At 71.8% G+C, this 20,311-nt stretch carries 17 protein-coding genes; 7 read left to right on the plus strand and 10 right to left on the minus strand.

Going from position 1 to position 20,311, the window contains the following annotated elements:
• Window positions 1-84: helix-turn-helix domain-containing protein (locus OFY01_RS28580; RefSeq protein ID WP_266604812.1), on the minus strand; the 84-nt coding region annotated here is incomplete at its 3' end.
• Window positions 85-230: 146 nt separating this feature from the next.
• Between OFY01_RS28580 and OFY01_RS28585 the strand changes: the two genes are divergently transcribed.
• On the plus strand, window positions 231-1,571 hold the full coding sequence (locus tag OFY01_RS28585) for a TfuA-like protein (protein WP_266604775.1): 1,341 nt from the start codon (window positions 231-233) through the stop codon (window positions 1,569-1,571).
• A 51-nt stretch (window positions 1,572-1,622) separates the two neighbouring features.
• On the opposite strand, the gene OFY01_RS28590 is transcribed toward OFY01_RS28585, so the two are convergent.
• The 3 genes from OFY01_RS28590 to OFY01_RS28600 form a co-directional block, all read right to left on the minus strand.
• Window positions 1,623-2,303, minus strand: a complete 681-nt coding sequence (locus OFY01_RS28590; RefSeq protein WP_266604777.1) for a response regulator — start codon at window positions 2,301-2,303, stop codon at window positions 1,623-1,625.
• Window positions 2,296-3,588 carry a sensor histidine kinase gene (locus OFY01_RS28595; RefSeq protein ID WP_266604779.1) on the minus strand — a complete coding sequence of 431 codons (1,293 nt, stop codon included), beginning with the start codon at window positions 3,586-3,588 and terminating at the stop codon, window positions 2,296-2,298. Before OFY01_RS28595 ends, OFY01_RS28590 begins: the two co-directional genes overlap by 8 nt.
• A gap of 159 nt (window positions 3,589-3,747) precedes the next feature.
• Complete coding sequence (locus OFY01_RS28600) at window positions 3,748-4,848, minus strand: YcaO-like family protein (protein WP_266604781.1); 1,101 nt, start codon at window positions 4,846-4,848, stop codon at window positions 3,748-3,750.
• Window positions 4,849-5,078: 230 nt separating this feature from the next.
• On the opposite strand from OFY01_RS28600, the gene OFY01_RS28605 reads away from it, so the two are divergent.
• The 3 genes from OFY01_RS28605 to OFY01_RS28615 all read left to right on the plus strand — a co-directional run bounded on the left by OFY01_RS28605 (window position 5,079) and on the right by OFY01_RS28615 (window position 6,576).
• Window positions 5,079-5,558, plus strand: coding sequence for a hypothetical protein (locus OFY01_RS28605; protein ID WP_266604783.1), 480 nt, complete (start codon window positions 5,079-5,081; stop codon window positions 5,556-5,558).
• A 97-nt stretch (window positions 5,559-5,655) separates the two neighbouring features.
• Window positions 5,656-6,420 (plus strand): SDR family oxidoreductase, encoded by a 765-nt coding sequence (locus tag OFY01_RS28610; protein ID WP_266604785.1) that lies wholly within the window; start codon window positions 5,656-5,658, stop codon window positions 6,418-6,420.
• Window positions 6,421-6,444: 24 nt separating this feature from the next.
• A complete protein-coding gene (locus tag OFY01_RS28615) occupies window positions 6,445-6,576 on the plus strand; it encodes a hypothetical protein (protein ID WP_266604787.1) in 132 nt (43 codons plus the stop codon).
• Window positions 6,577-7,128: 552 nt separating this feature from the next.
• Here OFY01_RS28615 and OFY01_RS28620 read toward each other — a convergent pair.
• Window positions 7,129-8,181, minus strand: coding sequence for an NAD-dependent epimerase/dehydratase family protein (locus OFY01_RS28620; RefSeq protein ID WP_266604789.1), 1,053 nt, complete (start codon window positions 8,179-8,181; stop codon window positions 7,129-7,131).
• On the minus strand, window positions 8,178-9,143 hold the full coding sequence (locus OFY01_RS28625; protein ID WP_266604791.1) for a ScbA/BarX family gamma-butyrolactone biosynthesis protein: 966 nt from the start codon (window positions 9,141-9,143) through the stop codon (window positions 8,178-8,180). Before OFY01_RS28625 ends, OFY01_RS28620 begins: the two co-directional genes overlap by 4 nt.
• A gap of 213 nt (window positions 9,144-9,356) precedes the next feature.
• On the opposite strand from OFY01_RS28625, the gene OFY01_RS28630 reads away from it, so the two are divergent.
• On the plus strand, window positions 9,357-10,031 hold the full coding sequence (locus tag OFY01_RS28630) for a ScbR family autoregulator-binding transcription factor (protein ID WP_266604793.1): 675 nt from the start codon (window positions 9,357-9,359) through the stop codon (window positions 10,029-10,031).
• Window positions 10,032-10,119: 88 nt separating this feature from the next.
• On the opposite strand, the gene OFY01_RS28635 is transcribed toward OFY01_RS28630, so the two are convergent.
• From OFY01_RS28635 to OFY01_RS28650, 4 genes are all read right to left on the minus strand, one after another.
• Window positions 10,120-10,752: a ScbR family autoregulator-binding transcription factor gene (locus OFY01_RS28635; protein ID WP_266604795.1), complete on the minus strand. Its 633-nt coding sequence runs from the start codon at window positions 10,750-10,752 to the stop codon at window positions 10,120-10,122.
• A 260-nt stretch (window positions 10,753-11,012) separates the two neighbouring features.
• On the minus strand, window positions 11,013-12,764 hold the full coding sequence (locus OFY01_RS28640; RefSeq protein ID WP_266604797.1) for a helix-turn-helix domain-containing protein: 1,752 nt from the start codon (window positions 12,762-12,764) through the stop codon (window positions 11,013-11,015).
• Between the two features lie 37 nt (window positions 12,765-12,801).
• Window positions 12,802-13,434, minus strand: a complete 633-nt coding sequence (locus tag OFY01_RS28645) for a hypothetical protein (RefSeq protein ID WP_266604798.1) — start codon at window positions 13,432-13,434, stop codon at window positions 12,802-12,804.
• Entirely contained in the window at window positions 13,431-14,357 is a 927-nt protein-coding gene (locus OFY01_RS28650) for a ParA family protein (protein WP_266604799.1), read from the minus strand. Before OFY01_RS28650 ends, OFY01_RS28645 begins: the two co-directional genes overlap by 4 nt.
• A 3,569-nt stretch (window positions 14,358-17,926) precedes the next feature.
• On the opposite strand from OFY01_RS28650, the gene OFY01_RS28655 reads away from it, so the two are divergent.
• On the plus strand, window positions 17,927-19,546 hold the full coding sequence (locus OFY01_RS28655; RefSeq protein ID WP_407700447.1) for a DNA primase family protein: 1,620 nt from the start codon (window positions 17,927-17,929) through the stop codon (window positions 19,544-19,546).
• 155 nt (window positions 19,547-19,701) lie between these two features.
• Window positions 19,702-20,082, plus strand: coding sequence for a DUF6009 family protein (locus OFY01_RS28660; RefSeq protein ID WP_266604801.1), 381 nt, complete (start codon window positions 19,702-19,704; stop codon window positions 20,080-20,082).
• Window positions 20,083-20,311 lie beyond the last annotated feature (229 nt).

Consider the following 20,311-nt stretch of genomic DNA (forward strand, 5'->3'; position numbering starts at 1 on the left):
ACGCGACAGCTCGGCTGCCTGCGCATCGGTCGGACGGAAGCGGTACTTGAACGCCCGCTTCACGCATGCCGTGGTCACGCTCACAAACTAGTGGGATCACTCGTAAAGATCAAACCTGCCGGTCAGAGCACGATCTTTCGCCCTGGGAGCGAAACCTCGCCCCCTGCCCCGCTCCGCAGGGGTCTCGTTCCTCCCCTACCTAAAGGTGGGAGTATCCCGAGAGGATTCAGATGACCACGCACGTGTACGTCGGTCCTTCGCTCAGCGGCGACGACGTCCTGGACATCGACCCGTACGCGGTCGTGCACCCCCCGCTGCGCGCGGGCGACCTGCTGGCGCTGCGGACCGGCCCGGACGACGCCGTCGTGGTCGTCGACGGGGCGGCCGAGGGCGGGCGGGCGCAGCCGGACGAGTTCATCGACGTGCTCGGCCGCGGCACCCGCGTGCTCGGCGCCGCCGCCGCGGGCGCCCTGTACGCCGCCGAGCTGTGGCCCTACGGCATGCAGGGGGTGGGGGCGGTCTTCGCCATGTACGCCGAGGAGACGCTGGACTGCGACGACGAGGTGGCCGTGGCGCAGACGGACGGCCCCGGCGGCCCGCGCACGCCGGCGCTGGTCGACCTGCGCTGGGCGCTCGCGCACGCGGTGACCGAGGACCTGGTCGAGGAGGCGGACGCCGCCACACTCGTCGAGCTGGTCCGCACGCTCCCCTGTGCGGGACGGACCTGGGACGACATCGTGCCGCTCGCGCACAAGGTGTCCGAGACGACCGGCGCCGCCGCGCTGACGCTGCGCCGGCTCTTCGACGAGCAGCCGCACATGTGCGATCTGCAGCGCCAGGACGCGCGCACGGCGCTGGAGTACGCGAGCAGGCCGCCGCACGCGTGGCGGCCGTTCGCCGTCGTCCCGCCGCAGCTGGTGGCGCGCACCGTCCACCTGGAGCGCCGCCGGGCCGCCCGCCGCCCGGCCGCCCCCGACGCCCGCCCGCTGCCGCCGAGCACGGCGTCGGAGGCCGACGTGCTGAGCTTCCAGCAGCTGTACGCCCCCGACTTCCCCGCCCGCTACCGGCGCTTCGCCCTGGCTCTGATCGCGGGTGAGCGTCTGCGCGCGGACGAGCGGGGGCTGGCGGCCGCAGCCCTGGAGTCGGCCCGCCGACGCGGCCTCGGCGCGGGCCTGTTGCCCGCCGCGGCGTGGGCGTACTGGCTCACGCCGCGCGAGCGGCGGGACCTGAGCGTCGAGTCGCAGCTGTTGTTCCTGCTGGTGCGCTCGCTGCGCGGTACCGCGGGGGCGGTGTCGTGGGCCGGTGTGCCCGAGGAGTTGCGCGGGCCCGAGGAGGCGTGGGCCGCGGGGGAACGGGCGGTGACGGCGGCGGACTGCCTGAATCGGCGGGCCGACGGCGGGCGGGCGCCCGTGCCCGTCCGCACTCACCTGGAGAAGGTGTGGCGGTGCACCGGCCGCGCGGACCTGACGGCGGCGGCCCGCGACCGGGGTTTCGCGTGCCTGGAGGACGCCGAGCGGGCGGCCCGCCGCTTCGTACGGCTCGCCGAGGTCCGGGGGCCGCGGGAGCTGTGATGCGTACGGGCGGACGGTTCTGCGCGGCCACCGGTGCGCGCGGGCGGCGGCTCAGGCGCGGGGCTGGCTGCGCGGCGCGGGGATCAGGGACGCCGCCACCGCCTTGTTGACCGCGTCGAGGCGGGACACGGCGCCCAACTTGCCGTAGATGTTGCGCAGATGGCGTTTGACGGTGCTCTCGGCGATGGACAGACGGCGCGCTATCTGGGCGTTGCTCAGCGCGTCCGCGGTCAGGGACAGGACCTCGCGCTCGCGCGCCGACAGCCGGTCGGCGGGCTCCCGCCCCACCCGATCCAGCTCGCGCTGCGACACCGACAGGAGCACATGGCCCGGCCCCCGGTCCGCGACGACGCCGTGGATCGCGGACAGCAGCTCCTGCCGGGTCGAGCCCTTGACCAGGTACGCTCCCGCGCCCAGAGCGAGCAGTTCCCGGGCGAGCACCACGTCGTCGTGCATGGTCAGCACCACCACGTGACAGCCCGGACAGGAACGCAGCAGCCGTGGCAGGCTGTCGCGCACCCCGATGCCGGGCATCTCGACATCGAGCACGACGACGTCGGGGCTCAGCTCGGCGGCCTTGCGGCAGGCGTCCTCGCCGTCGTGCGCCAGGCCGACCACGTCCAGGCCGCCGGCCGCGGTGAGGATCTCCGCGACGCCCTCGCGGAACAGCGTGTGGTCGTCGGCGATGAGGACACGCACCCGACCGGGCGCCCCCGTCGGTGTCCTAGGCACCTGTCGCCTCCCTCAGCGGTACGAAGACCTGGATCCGGGTACCGCGGCCCGGCTGTGACTCCACCGTCACGCTACCGCCCAGGAGTTCGGCGCGCTCACGCATCGACAGCATGCCGCCGTGGCCGCTCGCCGGCGCCGTCCTGGGGTCGAATCCCACACCGTCGTCGCGCACCGTGCCGCGTGCCTCGCCGGGCGCGATGCGCACGCTCACGGTGACGGCGCGGGCGCGGGCGTGCCGCACCGCGTTGCGCTGCGCCTCCCGCACGATCAAGAAGAGCTCCTCGGCGACCCGAGGCTCCAGCGCCGACTCGTCGCCGACGACGTCGATCCGTACGTCGGCACCGTCGGCGCCCACCACGGACAGGTCCCGGGCCAGCGCCGTACGCAGCGGCTCCGTGCCCATGCCGCGCCTCAGCCCCGTCATCACGTCGCGCAGCGCCGCGAGCGAGGCGCGCACCGTGTCGCGCGCCGTGCCGATCCGCTCGTCGGCCAGGTCGGGGCGGCCGGTGTCCCGGTAGACGTCGTACAGGTCGAGCCAGTTGAGGGCCGAGCCCAGATCGCCGGCCACCTCGTCGTGCAGCTCGCGGGCCACGCGTCGCCGTTCGTCGTCCTGCGCGCCGCGGACCCGGTCCAGGAGGTGGCCGATGTGGGCGATGGAGCGGGCGGTGTGCCGGGCCACGATCTGCCGGTGCAGCAGCGAGAACAGCACCGCCGTCTCGGCCCCCGTGGGCCGCCGCTCCTCGGGGGCGGCCAGCAGAACCACGACGACCGCGTCGAAGAGGGCGGACGCCGCCCGCCCCGACTCCGCCGGGTGGGTGCGGGGTTCGTCGGTGGCCGGGGCGCCGGTGGGCGGGGAGGTATCGGTGGCCGGGGCACCGGTGGGCGGGGAGGTATCGGTGGCCGGGGCACCGGTGGCCGGAGAGGCTTCGATGACCGGGGCGCCGGTGGCCGGGGAGGTATCGGTGGCCGGGGCGCCGGTGGCCGAAGAGGCTTCGATGGCCGAGAAGGTCTCGGTCGCCGAGAAGGTCTCGGTGGCCGGCGGCAGATGCGTGCCGCGGCGGAGCTCTTCGACGACATGGGCGAGGATCCGGCGCGCCTCGGCCAGGTAGCGGGCCGTGTGCCGCTCCTCGCGCAACAGGGCGCTGTCCGTGCTGTGCAGGGCGGCCTCGTAGGCCGTGAGGATGTCCTCGGCCCGGTCCTCGAGCACCGTCGCCGCGGCGCTGTGTCCACCCCGCCCCGCCACCATCCGTGCCGCCCCTCCCCTGCCGCGCGGCCCGTCGGCCACGGCCCGCAGCGTATCCCCGGGCCCCGCGCGCCGGGAAAGGGTGTTCGTCGCGGCGGCGCCCGGAAGCAGACCGCGAGCAGGTTCGGCGGGGCGTTCGGGCTCGGCGCCGGGGCGGTAGGGCCGGATCCGGCTGAAGCCCGGCCGGGGCCCGCCCCGCCCCTACCCCGCTCGCGGCGTGATCACCTTGACCACGCTGAAGGCGTCCTCGGTGCTCAGGTCGACCACCAGCGGCGGGCGGCCGGTGACCCGCGCGAAACGGCCGGCGAGCCACCGCATCTCCTCGGCGTCCTCGGTGAACTCCACTCCCTTACGGGCGAGTTCGCGCCACGGCGCCGCTTCCGCGCACCCGTCCGCGGATGCGAGCGGGGCGGGAGCGGGCCGGTCCCGGTGCGGGGCGCCGGGGCCCGCCGTGAGGTCGAGCAGGCGGCGCTGCGCGGCGGCGGTCAGGGCGCGGGCGAGGGCGACCCCGGGGGCGCTGTGCACGCCCCAGCCGACGGCCGCGGCGGGCAGGCCGGGTGCGCTGACCCGGGCGGCGAAGCACGGCAGGTCCCAGCGGTTGGGCACGCTGAAGAGTTCCGGGCGGGCGCCCGCCCGGACCACGCGCCGCAGCAGGGCCGCGCACCGCGCGTCGTCCACCTCGGTGGCGTCCACGCTCCCCCGCCGCCTCGCGGCCGCCCCTCCCGAGGCGGCGCAGTCCCGCTCGATCACCTCGTACAGGGCGTGGGTCACCGCCTCGGCCCGGCTGTTGCCCGCGGCCAGGCCCTCCGTGGACGCGGTCAGCAGCGGCGGCCGGTACGCGGGAGCTGCGTCGTGGTCGACGGTGACGCACGCCCGGGGCACCAGGACCGGAGCACCGCTGACCGCGTCATTGCCGCTCACCCAGTCCAGGGGGGTGCGCTCCCCCAGGAGGCTGCCCGCGGGACGCCGCAACTCCTCGACCCCGTACGGGAGCAGCAGGTCGCGGGCGGGGGTGCGGACCACTGCGGGCTGCGGGCACGCGTACTCGGCGTGCCACAGCTCCGCCGCCGCGAGAACGGCCGAGATGCGGGCCGACAGCGGCGACGTCCCTTTGCCGGGGCTGAGCGGGTACGACCGGGCCGCGGGCCGGGCCGCGAGAGCCACCGGCACACCGAGGCGGTCGAGGCCGGTGACGTCGGCGACCCTGGTGATGCCGAACGTCTCACGCAGCGGGTCGATCGCATCCCAGGTCTCCTCGGGGCGCCGTACACGGTGCGTACCGTCGAAATACACCTTCTTCACGTCTGGCTCCTCGTAGCCACGGGGTTCAGTACACCCCCGCGGCGCGGCCCGCGCACCGGCGCAGGGCCGTAACTTCCAAGGTTTCAGGGAGATTTGTCGGTCTCCTGACGTCAGGCTCACCCGCGGGCTCCGGAGAGCCGTCACTCACCACCCGCCACCCATTGACATACCGGTCGGCCAGTTTTTACTCTGCTCTGCGGCGGGTCGGGCCGCCGACGGAGGAGAAGGCGATGCGCGAGCACGGCAACGGCACGGACGGCGGCCTGGTGGTCGTCGGCGCGATCGGCGACGCGGCGTCGCCGGAGACGGTCTTCCTGACGTCGATGCGGCTCAACTGCCGCGGCGTACGCACCGCGAACCTCGGCACCGGCCTGACGCTCGCGGAGGCCGCCGAGGCGCTGGCCCGCCATCACAGGGCCGACGCGCTGCTGCTGCTGGGCGGCGCGCGGGACCGCCGGGCGCCCCGCCTGGCACGCCTGGCGGAACTGAGCGGCGGCGACCGGGCGGCCGGCCCACTGCCCGTGGACTTGGCGGAGATCCTGCCGGACCTCACGGACACCGCGTTCCTGTTCGCGCCCCGCTCGTCCGGTCCGCCCGGTCCATCCGATCCGTCCGGTCCGCCCGGCGGGTACGCCGAGAGCCGTCGGCAGTGCGTTCCTGACCGGTCGACCGGTCGGTCGGCCGACCGGGGACGTCGCTGCGCGACCTGAATATGCCGTGTGTGCAAGTGGCCCGAATTCACCGACGGATCCGGGTCGAAAATTGCTAGATTCCAGCCGTTTCCTGGGATGGGGGAGGATCCGGGTCATGGGGGCGTTGACCGGCAAGACAGCACTGGTCACGGGAGCAAGCAGAGGAATCGGGAGGTCCATCGCGCGCCGGCTGGCCGACGAGGGTGCGCTCGTCGCCGTCCACTTCGGGAAGGACGCGGACGCCGCGCGGGAGACGGTGGCGGGCATCCGGAGGTCTCACGGGCGCGCGTTCGACGTCCGGGCCGAGCTCGGGGTGCCCGGTGACGTCAAGACCCTGTACGCGAAGTTCGACGAAGGGCTCGCCAGTGAGGGTGAGGGGCCCGGCTTCGACATACTCGTCAACAACGCGGGGACCAGCGGCTCCGCCGTCATCGACGAGGTGACGCCGGAACTGTTCGACCGGCTCTTCGCGGTCAACACGCGGGCCCCGCTCTTCATCGTGCAGCAGGGGCTCAAGCGCATCAGGGACGGCGGCCGCATCATCAACATCTCGTCGGCCGCGACCCGGATCGCCTACCCCGAGTCCATCGTGTACTCGATGAGCAAGGGCGCGCTCGACACCTTCACGCTGGCGCTCGCCAAGGAGCTCGGCGGACGGGGCATCACCGTGAACACGGTGGCGCCGGGATTCGTCGAGACGGACATGAACGCCGCGAAGCGAACGAGCCGGGAAGCCACCGCGGAACTGGCCTCCTGGTCGGTCTTCGACCGCCTCGGGCGACCCGACGACGTCGCCGACGTCGTGGCGTTCCTCGCCTCCGACTCCTCCCGGTGGATCACCGGTCAGTGCATCGACGCGTCGGGAGGCTCCCGGCTCTGATCCGACGCGGTCCGGGCCTTTTGCTTGAGCCGGGTCCGGTCGGTCGCGGTGGCCGGTGGCGAGCTGGTCGGGGCCGACCGTGTCGTGCGCGGCCCTGGCCTGGCTCTGGCCCTGGCCCTGCCCCTGGCCCTGGCCCTGGCCCTGGCGTCCTCGTAGCGGCCCTCCTCGAACGTGAGATGAACCCGTCGAGCGCCGCCTAGAGTTCGTGCTTCTGCACGGCAGTTCCGACGGTCGGGGGCGCCGCCTGCGCTGGGTCAGGCACGCGCGGGCCTGCTCCGGCTCCGTCCCGACCGGGCTCGCCCGCGGGTACGGACAGATGTCCATCGCCTCGTCGTCGCCCGCGCGCGAGCAGACGGTGGCCGCAGACCACAACGCCTCGCCGCGCAGCGTGTCGGTGCGGCCCTCGACCGGGCGTGCCAACTCCTTGGAGGCTCCACTGCGCCGGGCCGAGGGCCGCTCTGCGCCTCTGCCGTAACGAACGCGAGCAACGGGTCGCAGGGTCGTGGCACGGGAGAGAGCCCCGGCCGACCGCCGGGGGCCGCCGCCGAGGGACGCCGCCTCGGCCGGGGCGCGCGGCCGCGGGGGTGTCCGCGCCGCGTGCGCGGTGCCTTGAGGCGGACAACGAGGTCCGCCGAGACGGACAAAGTCCGGGGAGTTTGCCCCGTTGCCGCGCCTGGGGTGCGGGCGCGGCAACGGGGCACGGGGCGCTCAGGCGGCGCCGCGCAGATGGCGCGTGTACCAGTCGGCGTAGTCGGCGAGCCGGTCCAGGACGTCGGGGCCCGGCTCCACGCCCGCCCGCCGCCACACGCGGCTGCTGTCGTACCAGTGATCACTGGTGAGCAACTCATGCTGGTGCGCGGAGAGTTCGGGCATGCTGTGCGCGCACAGCTCCCGGTGCTCCTTGACCGAGAGGCCCGGTTCGGGCCGGGGCAGCCCGAGCAGCGGGCACAGGGCGAACACCAGGCTGCGCATGGAGACCGGACGCGGGTGCGCGGCGTGGTACACCTCGCCGCCGTCCACCGCGTCCTGCCGCACCAGCGCGCCCACCAGACGGGCGAGGTCCTCGACGGCGATCATCGAACTGTGCGACCAGGCACTCCCCCAGCGCGGCACCCGGGCCAGCAGCCGCGCCAGCGTGGGCACCACCCACCGGTCCCCCTCCCCGAAGACCAGATGCGGACGCAGGACGACGCCGCCCGCGTCACGCACCATGTGCTCCGCCTCCAGGCGCGAGGCGCTGGCCACCGACCGCGGCCGGGGCGTCAACTCCCCTTCCGCGGCCCCGCGGTGGGGCCCGTCGCCGTAGACCGACGCCGTGCTGATGTAGAGGATGCGCCGTACGCCCGCCCGGCGCGCCGCGTCGAGCAGCGTCCGGGTGCCGACGCGGTTGACGGCGTCGCACCGGGCCGGATCGCGGCCCACGTACGTGACCGTGTGCACGAGCGTGGTGACGCCCTCGCAGGATGCCTCCACCGAGGCCCGGTCAGTGAGGTCGGCGGCCGTGTACGCGACCGAGGGCGGCAGGACGCCGGCCGACGGCCGACGCCGCGCGAGCACCCGCACCCGCGCCTGCGCCCCCACCTCTGTCCGTGCCGTCGCCTCTGCTCGTGCCGTCGTCCGTGTCCGTGTCACGTCCGCGGACGGCGGTCCCGAGACGAGATCCCGTACGATCGCGCGTCCGGTGAACCCGGTGCCGCCCGCGACGAGAACGGTGTCGGCGTCGCCGTCGCTGTCCGCTTCCCGTGCCGGTACGAGACTCACCGGCCGCACCGCGCCGCACCGTCCCGGATCACGACATCGCACCGGCCGACAGGCGCCCCCGCCTGCTGGAACCGCACGTCGAGCCGGTGGCATCCGTCGCCCTCGGGCACTGGCGGCGCGTGCGTGATCAGGCAGGGCTCGTCGAACTCCACGTACTTGGTGAAGGAGGCATCGGCGCTGACGAGCAGCCCGTCGGGCCGCTCGAGGCCGGCCAGGGCGGACTGCCGGGCCGCTTCGAGCAGGACCATGCCCGGCACGTGGTCGACGGGGTGGTCGAACAGCACGGGATGGCTGCCGTCGATGCGCAGAACGTGTGTCCTGTCCTCGGGGCCCTCGGCGAGGACCACGTCGAACGCGGCGCTGCGTCCCACGAGTCGGGGGTTGACGGGTGCCGGGACCGTCAAGGCCGGCCGGGCCGTCAGGTGCGCGCCGCGCAGGCGCTGGTAGATCCGTTTGGGCAGCAGCTGGGCCGACATGCGCCCGGTGCCCACGATCCGCCCGTCGCGGCGCGCGGTCACCTCGTAGGCGTACGCCGTGACCGCCTCGCGGCGCCGCGCCACCTTCGTCAGCGTCGCCTCGAGCAGCACGTGGGCGGGGCCGACGGCGAGGCGGCAGCCCTCCTCCGCCATCCGGAACGACGTGGTGTCGCTGATGAAGTGGGTGCCGTAGGGAACGTCGAGCACCTCGTGCGCGAGGTAGAAACCTACCTGCCGGATGGACTCCGCGAAGATCATCGGGTCGTGCCAGCGACCTGCGACGGCGCCGTAGTAGCTGTGGCCCCGCGGCCACTGGACCCCGAAGCGGTAGGTCTCGCCGACGTTGGGCCTGAAGCCGGTCAGCAGGACCTCGGAGACAGCGGCCCGGTGGACGACGCTGCGGCGGACTGTCTGTTCGAACAGCTCTGGCTCTGGTGGGACATGGCCACCGGCTGTCGGCCGGTCGGCTTGGATCAGTGCACTCATCAGGGCCTCCCCCATGCGCCCGTCCCTCTCGGGAAAGCGCTCTTTGAACAGGACAAAGGCTGGACGAACCGTCCAGTCGGGGTGGTGCGAGTGGCCGTAATAGTACCGGCCGACTGGTATTCGAATGCAAGAGACCTCTAAAATGTGCGCTGAAGTCGCGGTGGATCCCGGACGGAACGCGCTGTCCGCATCGTGGCGGAGGGAGACTGTTCAGTGAGCGCACGACGGGAGCGCGCGGAGCTCACCCGCCAGGCCATCCTCGACGGTGCGGCGGAAGCCTTCGACGCGGCGGGCTTCGGGAGCACGAGCCTCAGTGACATCGCCAAGCATTCCGGGGTGACCAAGGGGGCGATGTACTTCCACTTCCCCTCCAAGGAAGCCCTGGCCCACGAGCTGATGTCCAGTCAGTTCGACATACTCACGATACTTCCCGAGGTCGAACGCCCCGGTGTGCAGTCCGCGATCGACATGACCCATCTCATGGCGCACGGTCTTCGCTCCCGCGTACGGATCAGGGCGGGCATACGGCTCGTCATCGAGTTCGGCTCGTTCACGGACCCGGACCCGGCGGTCTACAACTCCTGGATAGAGAACGTGCGCGACAATCTCGCTCCCGCCCAGGGCCGCGGCGATGTGAAGCCGGAGGTCAACGTCGCGGACGCCGCGACCTACTTGGTGGGCGCGTTCGCCGGCGTCCAGATCACTTCGCAGGTGCGCACCCAGCGCGAGGATCTGCACGAGCGCGTGACCGACATGTGGACCTGGCTGCTGCCGGGTCTCGTCCCCGCGCGCCGCGTCGCGAAGTTCGAGCCGAAGGGCTCGGCCGACGTGTGGGAGCTGATCGAGCGCGACGAGGCCGGCCTCCGGGCCGCGCTCCCGGCCGACTGACCGCTCGGACGGCCCGGCCCGCTCGGGTGCCCCGGGCGTCCGTCCGACGGGTGGTGGTGGGCCGTGGGCGGTGTCGCGTGCTCCTGGATCAGGACAGGTCCGGGGGAGCCTCCGCCCTGACCTCCTCGCCGAGGTCGTCGGTCAGCAGCAGTGGCAGCATCAGCTCCCACAGGTGGCCGAGCCACTGCTCGACCTCGCCGCGCCCGGTTCCCATCCAGGCCAGTGTCTCGACGCCCGACACGGCCGCCGTGACCAGCGTCCGGGCCGACACATCGGCCACAGCGCGCCCCAACTCCCCTCTTCTGCGAGCCAGTTCGAGCAGCCGCCACAGCCTGCCGAACCACAGGGAGTAGAAGTCATAGGCGCTCGGATCGCCGTTCGCCTGCTCCCGGCTGATGCGCACGCTCGCCCGTATGTAGGGGTCCTCGTGCAGAACGCCGTTGAGGTAGTGCGTGATGTCGACGAGCACCTGCATGCTGGAGACGCCGACCTGACTGTGCTCCTCGATCGCGGTGTCCAGAAGATCCTGAGCGCGCATCTGCACCGCCTCGGCGAGTTCGTCCTTCGTGGAGAAGTGGAAGAACAACGCTCCCTTGGTGACGCCCGCGCGGCGGCTCACATCGGCGAGTGAGGCCCGGGCGAAGCCCTGAGCTGCGAACTCCTGTGCCGCGGCAGCCACAAGGCGTTCCATCGTGCGCTGCGAACGCTGCTGCTTCACCATCTCCGCCAACCTCACGCATCTGCGCTCTCCGCGCCGCTCTGCCGCACCGTCTCCAGATTAGATACTGGTCAACCGGCACGTCAACACATACCGGTCGACCAGTAAACATGAGTGGAGGGGAAGGAACCCGACTGTTCGGTAGGAGAGTTGAGCGCAGCGACTGCCACTGCCACTGCCACTGCCACTAGCGTTCAAGCGTGCGGGAGCGCGGGAGCGCGAGCGGTGGATGACGGGCGTGGCGATGAGACCGGGGAGGCGGTTCAGCTGCCGAGGCCCGGCTCCATGGGCCCGTCGGCCGTCTCCCCGGCGGCGTAGACGTCCATCACCTTCAGCTCGTTCACGCCGAGCCCCTCGGGGAAGTGACGCCGCCAGTCGCCGATGAGGTGGAGCTCGTCGGCGCCCGTGGCGCGCACGACGGTGAGGCCCGCCTCGTGGGCCTTGAGCGCCTTCATCCAGAGGTTGGCGAAGCCCTGGGAGCGGATGAGGTGCATCCAGTCGGGGCGGTACAGCTCCCGGTTGTAGTTCGACTCCCCCATCGTGGAGACGAACTTGGAGTACATCGCCTTCACGTACTCCAGCGTCACCTCGTCGCCGTCGGCGAGCGCCGCGTCACGGGCGTCCTTGAGGACGACACGGAACTTCTCCAGCAGTCCTTCCGTGGCGTCCGAGGTGTACGACTCGTGGATCTCGGGCGGCTCGCACAGCCCGTACTTCGGTCCGGACAGGCGCAGCAGCAGCCGCAGGGTCGGTTCGGCGACCCACAGCGGGCCCGGTTCGTCGCGCTGCCCGATCGGGTTGGGCAGGACGTCCTCGTGGTCCCAGTGCGGCGGGGTGATCAGGTGGACGCCGGCGCGGCGCCGGTCGTGGCCGAGACCGCTGCCGCCGGTGTGCGCCAACTGGCCGATGGGCAGGTGCGTCTTGAGCGCGGACAGGTGGGCGCCGTTGACGCCGAGCGCGGTCACCTGATGCTCGCCGGGCGGCAGTTCGGCCCGCGTCCACTTGGGGCGGGCCTCCCAGATCTGGTCGGCGCCTCGCGAGGACTGCTTCTTGAGGACGTCCGGCATCCACGGGTGGGCGATGACGTCGTAGCGACCGCCCTTGCGGGTCTCGTCGAGCAGTGCCATCGCGTCCGGGATCGCCTTGCGCGCGAGGGCCGCCGTGGCCGCCTCGACGTCGCCCTCGTGTGCGGCGAGCGCGGCGCGGACGGCTCGGCCGATGAGATCGCCGGGGCCGGAGGCGGGCCGGAAGGAGCGGCGGGCGGGCGCGGCCCCGGGGCGGCGGCTTGCGGGAGTCGTTGGGCGGCGGCCGTTGTTCGCCGGCTGCTCCCCCGGGCGCCGCGCCTGGCCGAGCGGGCGTGCGGGCGGTTCGGGCTGTGCGGGGGCAGGTGGCTCGACCCTCACGGTGGCGGGTGCCTCGGGCTGAGCGGTGGCCGTCGCCGACCGGCAGTCGGCGGGGTCCAGGTGCTGCGGGAAGCCTGCCACGCACTGCCGGGCCGGGCCGCCGCACAGGACGCATGGCGCGGGCGCCGCCAGGGTCTCGACGTCGTCGTCGGCCTCGACCTCGGCCTCGACGACGGCCTCGACCTCGACGTCGGCAGGGGCGACGGCGTCGGTGACGGCTGTGTCGACGACCGTGTCGGCGTACGCGCCATCGGCGGGGACCGACGCGGACGGCGCGGCCGACGCGGACGGGCCCTCCGGGTCACCGGCTTCCACCGGCTGCTCCGGCTGCTCCGGCTGCTCCGGCTGCTCCGGCTGCTCCGGCTGCTCCGGCTCCAGCTTCGCCGCGAGCCCGTCCAGGAAGTGCGCGTACGTCTTCCGCCCCTCCCCCGCCGGGTCCCGGCCGGATTCCCACGCGGCCAGCGTGGAGGGGCTCACCCGCAGGGCGCGGGCCGCCTGGGCCTTGGAGAGGCGGGCCCGCTCCCGCAGCGCACGCCGTACGTCGGGCGCGGGCAGCGGCGCCTCGGGCATGACCGACGACAGCAGCGAGTCGATCGCGTCGAAGCGAGTCATGATCCGTTCGCCTTCCGCCGGTCGCTCCCCTCGGCCGTCAGCTGTCCCGGCGTCCGGGCAGGTACTGGTCGAGGACGATCGCCAGGAACTTGGTGTGGTCGGGCAGCCCGGCCTCGGTCACCAGCCGGTCGATGACCGCGCGCTGCGCCCGCGTCGGCTTGTACTGCAGCTGTACGGGGCCGAGCCCGCGCAGGTCCGTGTTGTCCGGCGCCACGGCGAACAGCTTCGACTGGAACTTGGGTGCCCGCCGCGCGTCCTCGACGACCTGGGCGATTCCCTTCTCCACGGCCGCTTCCACGGCCAGGAAGACGATCTGGGTGTGCGTCAGGTCGCTCTGCTTGCGCAGCTTGCGGAAACGGTTCGCGACGTTGGCCGACACATAGAAGCCGACCGGCTTGGCGGTGTCCGCGTCCTCGACGGCCAGGGGCTGCTCCTCGACGGCCTCGCGCGCGGGGGCGGGCACGACGGCCACGGGGCGCGGTGCCACCGGGGCGGCGGGGGCCGCGGGCGCGGCCGGGGCGGGCGTGGTGGTCTGCGGGGTGGCCCATCCGGCGAGGGCGTTGGACGGCGCGGCCGCTCCCCCGCTGAACAGGTTGCCGACGCCCTCGTCCGACATGCTCTGCTCGTCGTCCTCGTCGGCGCGGGTCTTCTTGTTCTTCGGCGGTGTCATGCCGCGGCTTCCTTCCTCAGTTCGAGCGCCCTTGCGAACATCTCTTCGGTGAATCCTTCGTAGTCCGCGGCCAGCCCCTCGACGGTCCCGGGAACGGTCCGGTCCCCTTCGGTGCGCAGTTCGGCGAGTTCCTGCACGAGCAGGCCGCGCTTGCGCACGAGCCGCGCCACGGACTCCGTGTGCCCGATCAGGTGCTTGAACATGTGGGCCTCTTCGCCCAGCACCTTCTGGACCTGGCGGCGGACGTCGGCGTGGATCCCCGTGTACGTACGCCCGGTGTCGAAGAGCAGGACGCCGAGGAGCGCGAGGTGCGGGTTGATCTGGCTGACGAACTTGACGTAGGAGAACTCCAGGCCGATCTGGGCCAGTCCGTCCTCCGCGCCACCGTCGCTCTTGACCGGGATGATCAGCCAGCGTGCCGCGGACAGAGCGAGGCGCTGCAGCGACGGGTTCTCGGGCGGGGTGTCGAGAATGATGATCTGGTACTCGTGCGCGATCGGCAGCAGGCACATCAGCAGCCGCAGGTAGGCGTGCGGCCCTTCCTTGGCGAGCAGCGTGTGGAAGAAGATGCCGAACTCGTCACCCAGCGCGGGACCGCCCATGACGACGTCGAGGTTCTCGCGAACGCCCTGCCGGGGTTGCAGCGGAGTGCCGTTGCGCAGCGCCTCCAGGAGCCCCGCTCCCCCGTCGTTCCACTCGGCGCGCTTGTAGCCGAGCTCACGGGCGATGTTGCCCTGGGCGTTGCAGTCGATGATGAGCGTGCGCAGTCCGCTGCGCGCCGCCTTGCCGGCCGCGTTGGCGGAGACGGACGACTTGCCGACGCCGCCCTTGCCGTTGCCGAACATGAAGATGTGCGACAGGGCTGCCCAGGGGATCTGTGCTTGCTGCTGAGACGGGTCAGGAGCTTCGAAGGGGCTCGCCATGGTTCCTCTCACTCTGTTCCAGCTGTTCCAGGCCCGAGAACCGGGCGCCACATGCCCGAATTGATCGGGTTTGGCGGGTGAAAACTTCTCTCAGAACGATCCTGCGCTCCACAGCGCTCCATCATGGTGCGGAGTAGGTCCAAAACCGCCCTGCGGAGGCGCCGCAACGCCCTCCTGAGCCGCATCACCGCTGCTGGGACGCACCATCGAGGATGTGAGGCCAACTTGTGCGCAAACAAGGGAACAAGCCGGTTGCCACACGTCCACCACGACCGACTCACCCACCTTCATGCCCGCGATGAGACCGGTCCGCGCCAAAGTTGACGAACCCACAGGACCAGTCACCTCCTGGACAACGGTAAGACCAAGCGGCACGGATGTTACCAGGAATGCGACTACCCACGTGGTCGAACACGCCGGTTGACCGGCTATCAGGTCAGGAAGCGGACGTGCGGCCGGGCGGGCCGACACGCCTGCCCCCTGGTTCGTTGCTCGGCCGGCCTGCCGCCAGGCGACAGCGCCTACCTCACGGCTTGCCGGGTGGCGGGCCGGTGAACACACCTTTGAACCCACCGCCCGTCCGGCGGGTGGGCTGGTGGGTGGACCGACGGGTCGGCCGGGATGCGGGCCGACGTGCTGGTCGGCGTTCGGTCCCGCCGCCATGCGGGGATGCTGTCGGGCATGCGGTCCGGCCGCGCCTCTTGCCTGCCACTCGGCAGGTATGCCCGGCGGCAACCAAGTGAACCTGCGGGCGGGCTGTCCCGCTTAGCTGTCCATGGTGAGGTCGGCACGGCAACGCGTGTGCGGAGCCGCACGCAGTCCGGTGGGCGGTCCGGCCCGCGATGACGCTGCCGCACCGGCGCGCGGTCCCGCAGTCGTTCCGGTGGGCGGGCTGGCGTACGGGCCGGTGTACGTGCTCGCGACCCTGCCCACCCGTCAACTGGCCGTGCGTCCGGCCTGCATGCCTGCCACCGGACCGGTCGACGCACAGACAGGTGGGCACGCGGTCGAGTCGGCAGCCGAGTGTACTCGTCGGCCGACCGACGAGCTGACCGACGAGCTGACCGACGTGCGGGTCCCCATGCCGACTCTCCCGCAGGCGTCCAGCCCGGCAAGTGGGCCCGCTTCGACACCTGCTGGGAAGTGGGCTTGCCGGGCGGTTGCCGTACGGGCCGTGAGGCAAGCCAGCATCCGGGCATGCGCTCGCCCATCCACACGGGCCTGACGGGATGCTTGGCGTTGCGCTGACGAACAGGCATCCACCCCTGCTCGCAGGGCCGCGTACGAACCCACTGACAGAGAAGCCAGCAGCCTTATGGCCACCCAGGCAGACGCACACACCATCGCGCGGACCTCCACTCACGCCCACACGCTCACCTGCAAACCGGCTGCGGACGAGGCGTGCTGATGGACTGGCGGATACGCGGTGATCCTGGCGTGGCTCCAGGTGTGGCTTCAGGTACAGCTTCAGGTGTGAAGAGCTGCCTTGCCGAAGGCAGCTAGAAGGGTGAGCGACCAGGCCATGAAGAAGGCCCATGCACACCCCTCTCTCAACGGTTGCACGCAAACTTGCGAGGATGTTTGCGCTGATGTTTGTTTCCGCAGGTCAGATGGCCTTTTATGGCCACCAGAAGCACATTACATCAGCCAGTCTCTGCGCTCCTCAAGAGGCGCGCCCTCTGAACTCGCTCACGACTTGATCGCGTGAGCCATCCTCTTGATCCTTCCCCACGCGTTTGCGGCGCAGGGCATTCCCTCCCGTCCAGCATGCATCTCCACGCGGATCTCTTTTCTCGGATCCGTCGAGCGACCGATGAAGGGGGGCCGTTCAGTTGGTTGGCCGTACGCAGTCCAGCCCGAACCACCTCGCCGTCGACCTCTGCGGCTGGCCCACCCGGCATCCCTGGGCAAGAGCGACTCTCTCCTGCATACGCGAGAACTCCGGCGCTGAGGTCCTTCGCAGATCCGGCCTGACGGCCTGACGGCCCGCCCGTTCTTCGCGACCAGGGTTCGCAGCCCAGCACCGCATGAACGACGTTCCGGCATCCCGGCACGTCACGAGGAGTCCGGTGCACGCTCGGCCGACGGGTAGGGCAGCCGCCACCGGGCACGCCCACATGCCGAGGAGTCGACCGACACGCAAGTCACTCACCCAGCTCACCCAGCACTCGCCCTGCGCTCGCCCTGCACTCATCCGCTACACCCCTGGCGACCCGCCTCCACGTGGTCGGCGATCTCCGGGATCAACGGGTCTCAGGCGCACGGCAGTACGGCGGACGGCGGCAGCCCCAAGGAGTCCGGCAGGGGGGGGCTCGGCCCACACAACCAGGAGCTGTCGCTCACGCTGCCTCGATCGCTGGCGGGCAGGGAGGGCTGCGTGGCTGCGGCGACATTGCCCGACGACACGCCCGTTCTTCGCCCCGTAGAAGCGCGTTCCGCGGGATCGACCGAGTACCCGGCCTCTCAGCTCATGGCGCCGCTCAGCGCACGACAGCTGCCACCGCCGCCGTCGGCGGCAGGTTTCCTGTACTCGGACCACCTCACCGGCGACGGCCGTGTGCGGTCGACCGAGCCCGGCGCGTCTTCGTCGCCCCGGGAAACGGACATGATCAAACCGCCTGGTGGTCCCGGGCACCGCAACCCCGCAGGACGTGCACTGCCCAGGCCGACCCGCGCCGGTTCCACCCCGTCCACCGGTCTGCCACAACGTCAGTACCCGCCCACAGCCACGTACGAAGAGACCACCGCCCCCGCTACAGGCATCCGGTGAGGCCCGGCAGCTCCACCGCACGGATCACCCACTCCGCCCGCGGCCTGCCGCCCGCAGCCCTCACACGCGACGACAGGAAGCTCTCAGGCGTTCGTGTCGCGCCATCCGCTTCGCGGGCGGCCTCGGCCCACGCCACGCCGCAAGGCGGCACCGCGCGTCGGCCCACGCCGCGGACTTCACGCCCCCGCCCACGCCGCACCGCGTACAGCACAGCCGTACCGCCCCGCTCCGACCGACGCCCGAGGGCACGCTCTTCCCGCCTCCACCGCGCCGGACGCCCAACGCCCGTAGCCCCCAGACAAGGGCACGTACGCGCACACGGATGCCATGGCGTACCCGTTTCCTGTGCGGATGCCCAGCGCGCTTCACCGGTGCTCGCCGCCGGGGGAGTGGTGCCGGGCTTCCGCGCCTCGCCGCCGCTCACACCCTGCCTCGACACGCCCCGTCACCACCCGCCGGGGCACGAGCCCGACCCACCGCAACAGCGCTCCGGGACTCGCGCGGACCTCCGATCCGACCTCCGGAGCTGCCGTTTCGTCGTTTCGGGGTCGTGCTCTCAAGGCTTCTCAGAGAAGTCATTGAACGTTCAAGAGACCGAAGCGCCCGAGGGTTCAGTTCAGGGACCGACACATGGCAAAGACGCTTGTACAACGCGAAAGCTCCACATACGCTCTCCCGCGTCACAGTCCCTTCAGTCCCTGACCGAGAGGCAGTGCAGCCGGGGAGCAAAACGATCCTGCATGGAGCGAGGCCGCGCCTTGTGCGGTGACCGTACGCGCGTTTCATCCGAAGGACGTTCATGAGCAGCGCCGAGAGCATGCCGCCATCCGGCACAGTGCCCGGGGACGTTCCCGGGCGCGTCTCCGTCCCTGGGCCCTCTTCACCACCTGCCCTCCCGGCCCAGGCCGCCCGCGAGCGGTTCACCGGAGGGGGAGAGGGAGAGGCAGAGGGAGAGGGAGAGGAAGGGCCAGGGGAACGGGAAGAGGCAGGGGAGCGGGGAGCGGCAGGGACCGAAGGGACCCGTTCGGCGACACCGGCCGGGCTGTTGCCCCGCACGCTCACGGACCGGGGCAACGCGCGCCTGTTCATCGAGCTCCACCGGGACCGCTACCGGCACGTGGAGGGACTCGGCTGGTTCGCGTGGGACGGGTACCGGTGGAAGCGCACCGGGGGCGAGAAGTCCGTGTGGTGGGCGGCCGGTGAGATGTCCGAGAGGCTGGCCGAGGTCGATCCCCGGGGGGACTTCACCGAGCGCGAACTGCGGGCGCACAAGCGTCGTTCGCTGTCGACCACCGGGATCAAGGCGATGCTCGCCCAAGCCGAGGCGTCGCCTGACCTGTCGTTAGATCCCGATGCCCTCGACGGCGACCCGTACGCGCTGTGCACTCCGGACGGGATCGTCGACCTGCGCACCGGGAAGCTGCGCGCGCCCGATCCCACCCTCGACTTCCACTCGCGGGCCACCAGCGTCGCACCGCATCCCATGGACACCCCGCGCTGGGACCGGTTCCTCACCGACACGTTCGGGGACGACGAGGAGGGCCGGGAGATGATCGACTTCCTGCAACTGCTCCTCGGCTACTCCGTCACCGGCGACGTCGGCGGACAAGTCCTCCCGTTCCTCTTCGGCGCCGGCAAGAACGGCAAATCCGTCCTCCTGGACAGCATGATCCAGATCCTGGGGGACTACGCGGACGCCGCCCCGCCGGGCTTCCTCATGGACCGGGGCGCGCTCCTGGAGCATTCCACCGAGCTGACCGAACTGCACGGCAGGCGCCTGATCGTGTGCAGCGAGCTCAAGCCGAACGACAAGTTCGACGAGGCCCGGGTCCGGCTGCTCACCGGCGGCGACAAGATCAAGGCGCGCAGGATGCGGCAGGACTACTTCTCCTTCACTCCCACGCACCACCTGTGGCTGCTCGGCAACCACCGGCCCGAAGTCTCCACCGGCGGCTTCGCGTTCTGGCGCCGCATGCGGCTGATCCCCTTCGAACGGGTCGTGCCCGACGAACGCAAGATCGACAACTTGGCCTTCGAACTCGTACGGGACGAGGGCCCCGGCATCCTGCACTGGCTCGTCGAGGGCGCACGCCGCTATCTGACGGCCCGGGACCCGCTCGACGGCCCGGACAGGGTCCGGCTCGCCACGACGGCGTACGCGGCCACGGAGGACCACATCGGCCGCTTCCTGACGGAACGGTGCACCCGGGACGCCCAGACGCCGGGAGGGCTGCGGGTGGAGCAGGGGCGGCTGTTTCTCGCCTACAGCTCCTGGTGCGCGGCGGAGGGGATCCGCCCTGCCTCCGCGCGGGCCTTCGCCACCCGTGTGCGCCAGGAGCTGGGGCTCGCCTCTCCCGCTGACATGTTCAAGTCCAACGGGCGAAAGCACTATCCGGACATCACCCTCCTGCCCGACTGAGCGGGACTCTGCCCGAGTTGCGCCCGCCGGACTAGGATGTGCCCGGATATGGACCCGCAGGTTCTACCTGGTCCGTCGGCGCACGCGGGTCCTCCCCTCACACCTGCCGGGCGGAGAGCCGGCACCTCGCACTGGCCGATCTTGGAGGGCAGGCCATGAGCGCGCTGCTCAGCGAAAGCGACCTCGCCCACGAGCGGGACCTGGTGTGGCTGGAGAATCCCGCCGGGTTCGACTACGTCCGCCAGGCCCTGGACAAGACCAAGCGGCGCGGCACCAAACCCCCGTACGCGCGTGCCGGCCGGATGGTCGGTTACGCGCTCCTGGACGACGAGGCCCGGCCCGACCCCGACAGCGGCCTGTACCGGCGCAGGGTGTTCTTCCTGCTGCCGCACGACCGGGACAGCCTGCCCGGCGGCCTGTACCGGCAGGGGGCGCCGGGGGAGGCCGTCGATCCGAGGACGGTCGAACCGAGGAAGCCCGGCGCGAAGACGCCCCGCTCCCAGCACGGCAGCGGCAGTGCCGTCACTCCTGCCTGACAGCAGCGCTTTCTTCCTCCCGTCCCTCCGTCCCTCCGTCCCGCTCTCCCGTTCTCTTCCTCGCCCTCGCGCCCGCACCCGCGCGGTTGTTCATCCTCGCGAGGGCGTCCTTGCGAGGCTCCTCCTCGCGAAGCCACAGGCACTGAAGCCCAGCAATGTCCGGCGGTCGATCGCTTCGGTCGCTTGAGTCGCTGGGCTTCAGTCGCTGTTGAGTCGCTCGGTCGCTGCC

The sequence above is a fragment of the Streptomyces beihaiensis genome, from assembly GCF_026274175.1.
In the GTDB taxonomy this organism is placed as follows: domain Bacteria; phylum Actinomycetota; class Actinomycetes; order Streptomycetales; family Streptomycetaceae; genus Streptomyces; species Streptomyces beihaiensis.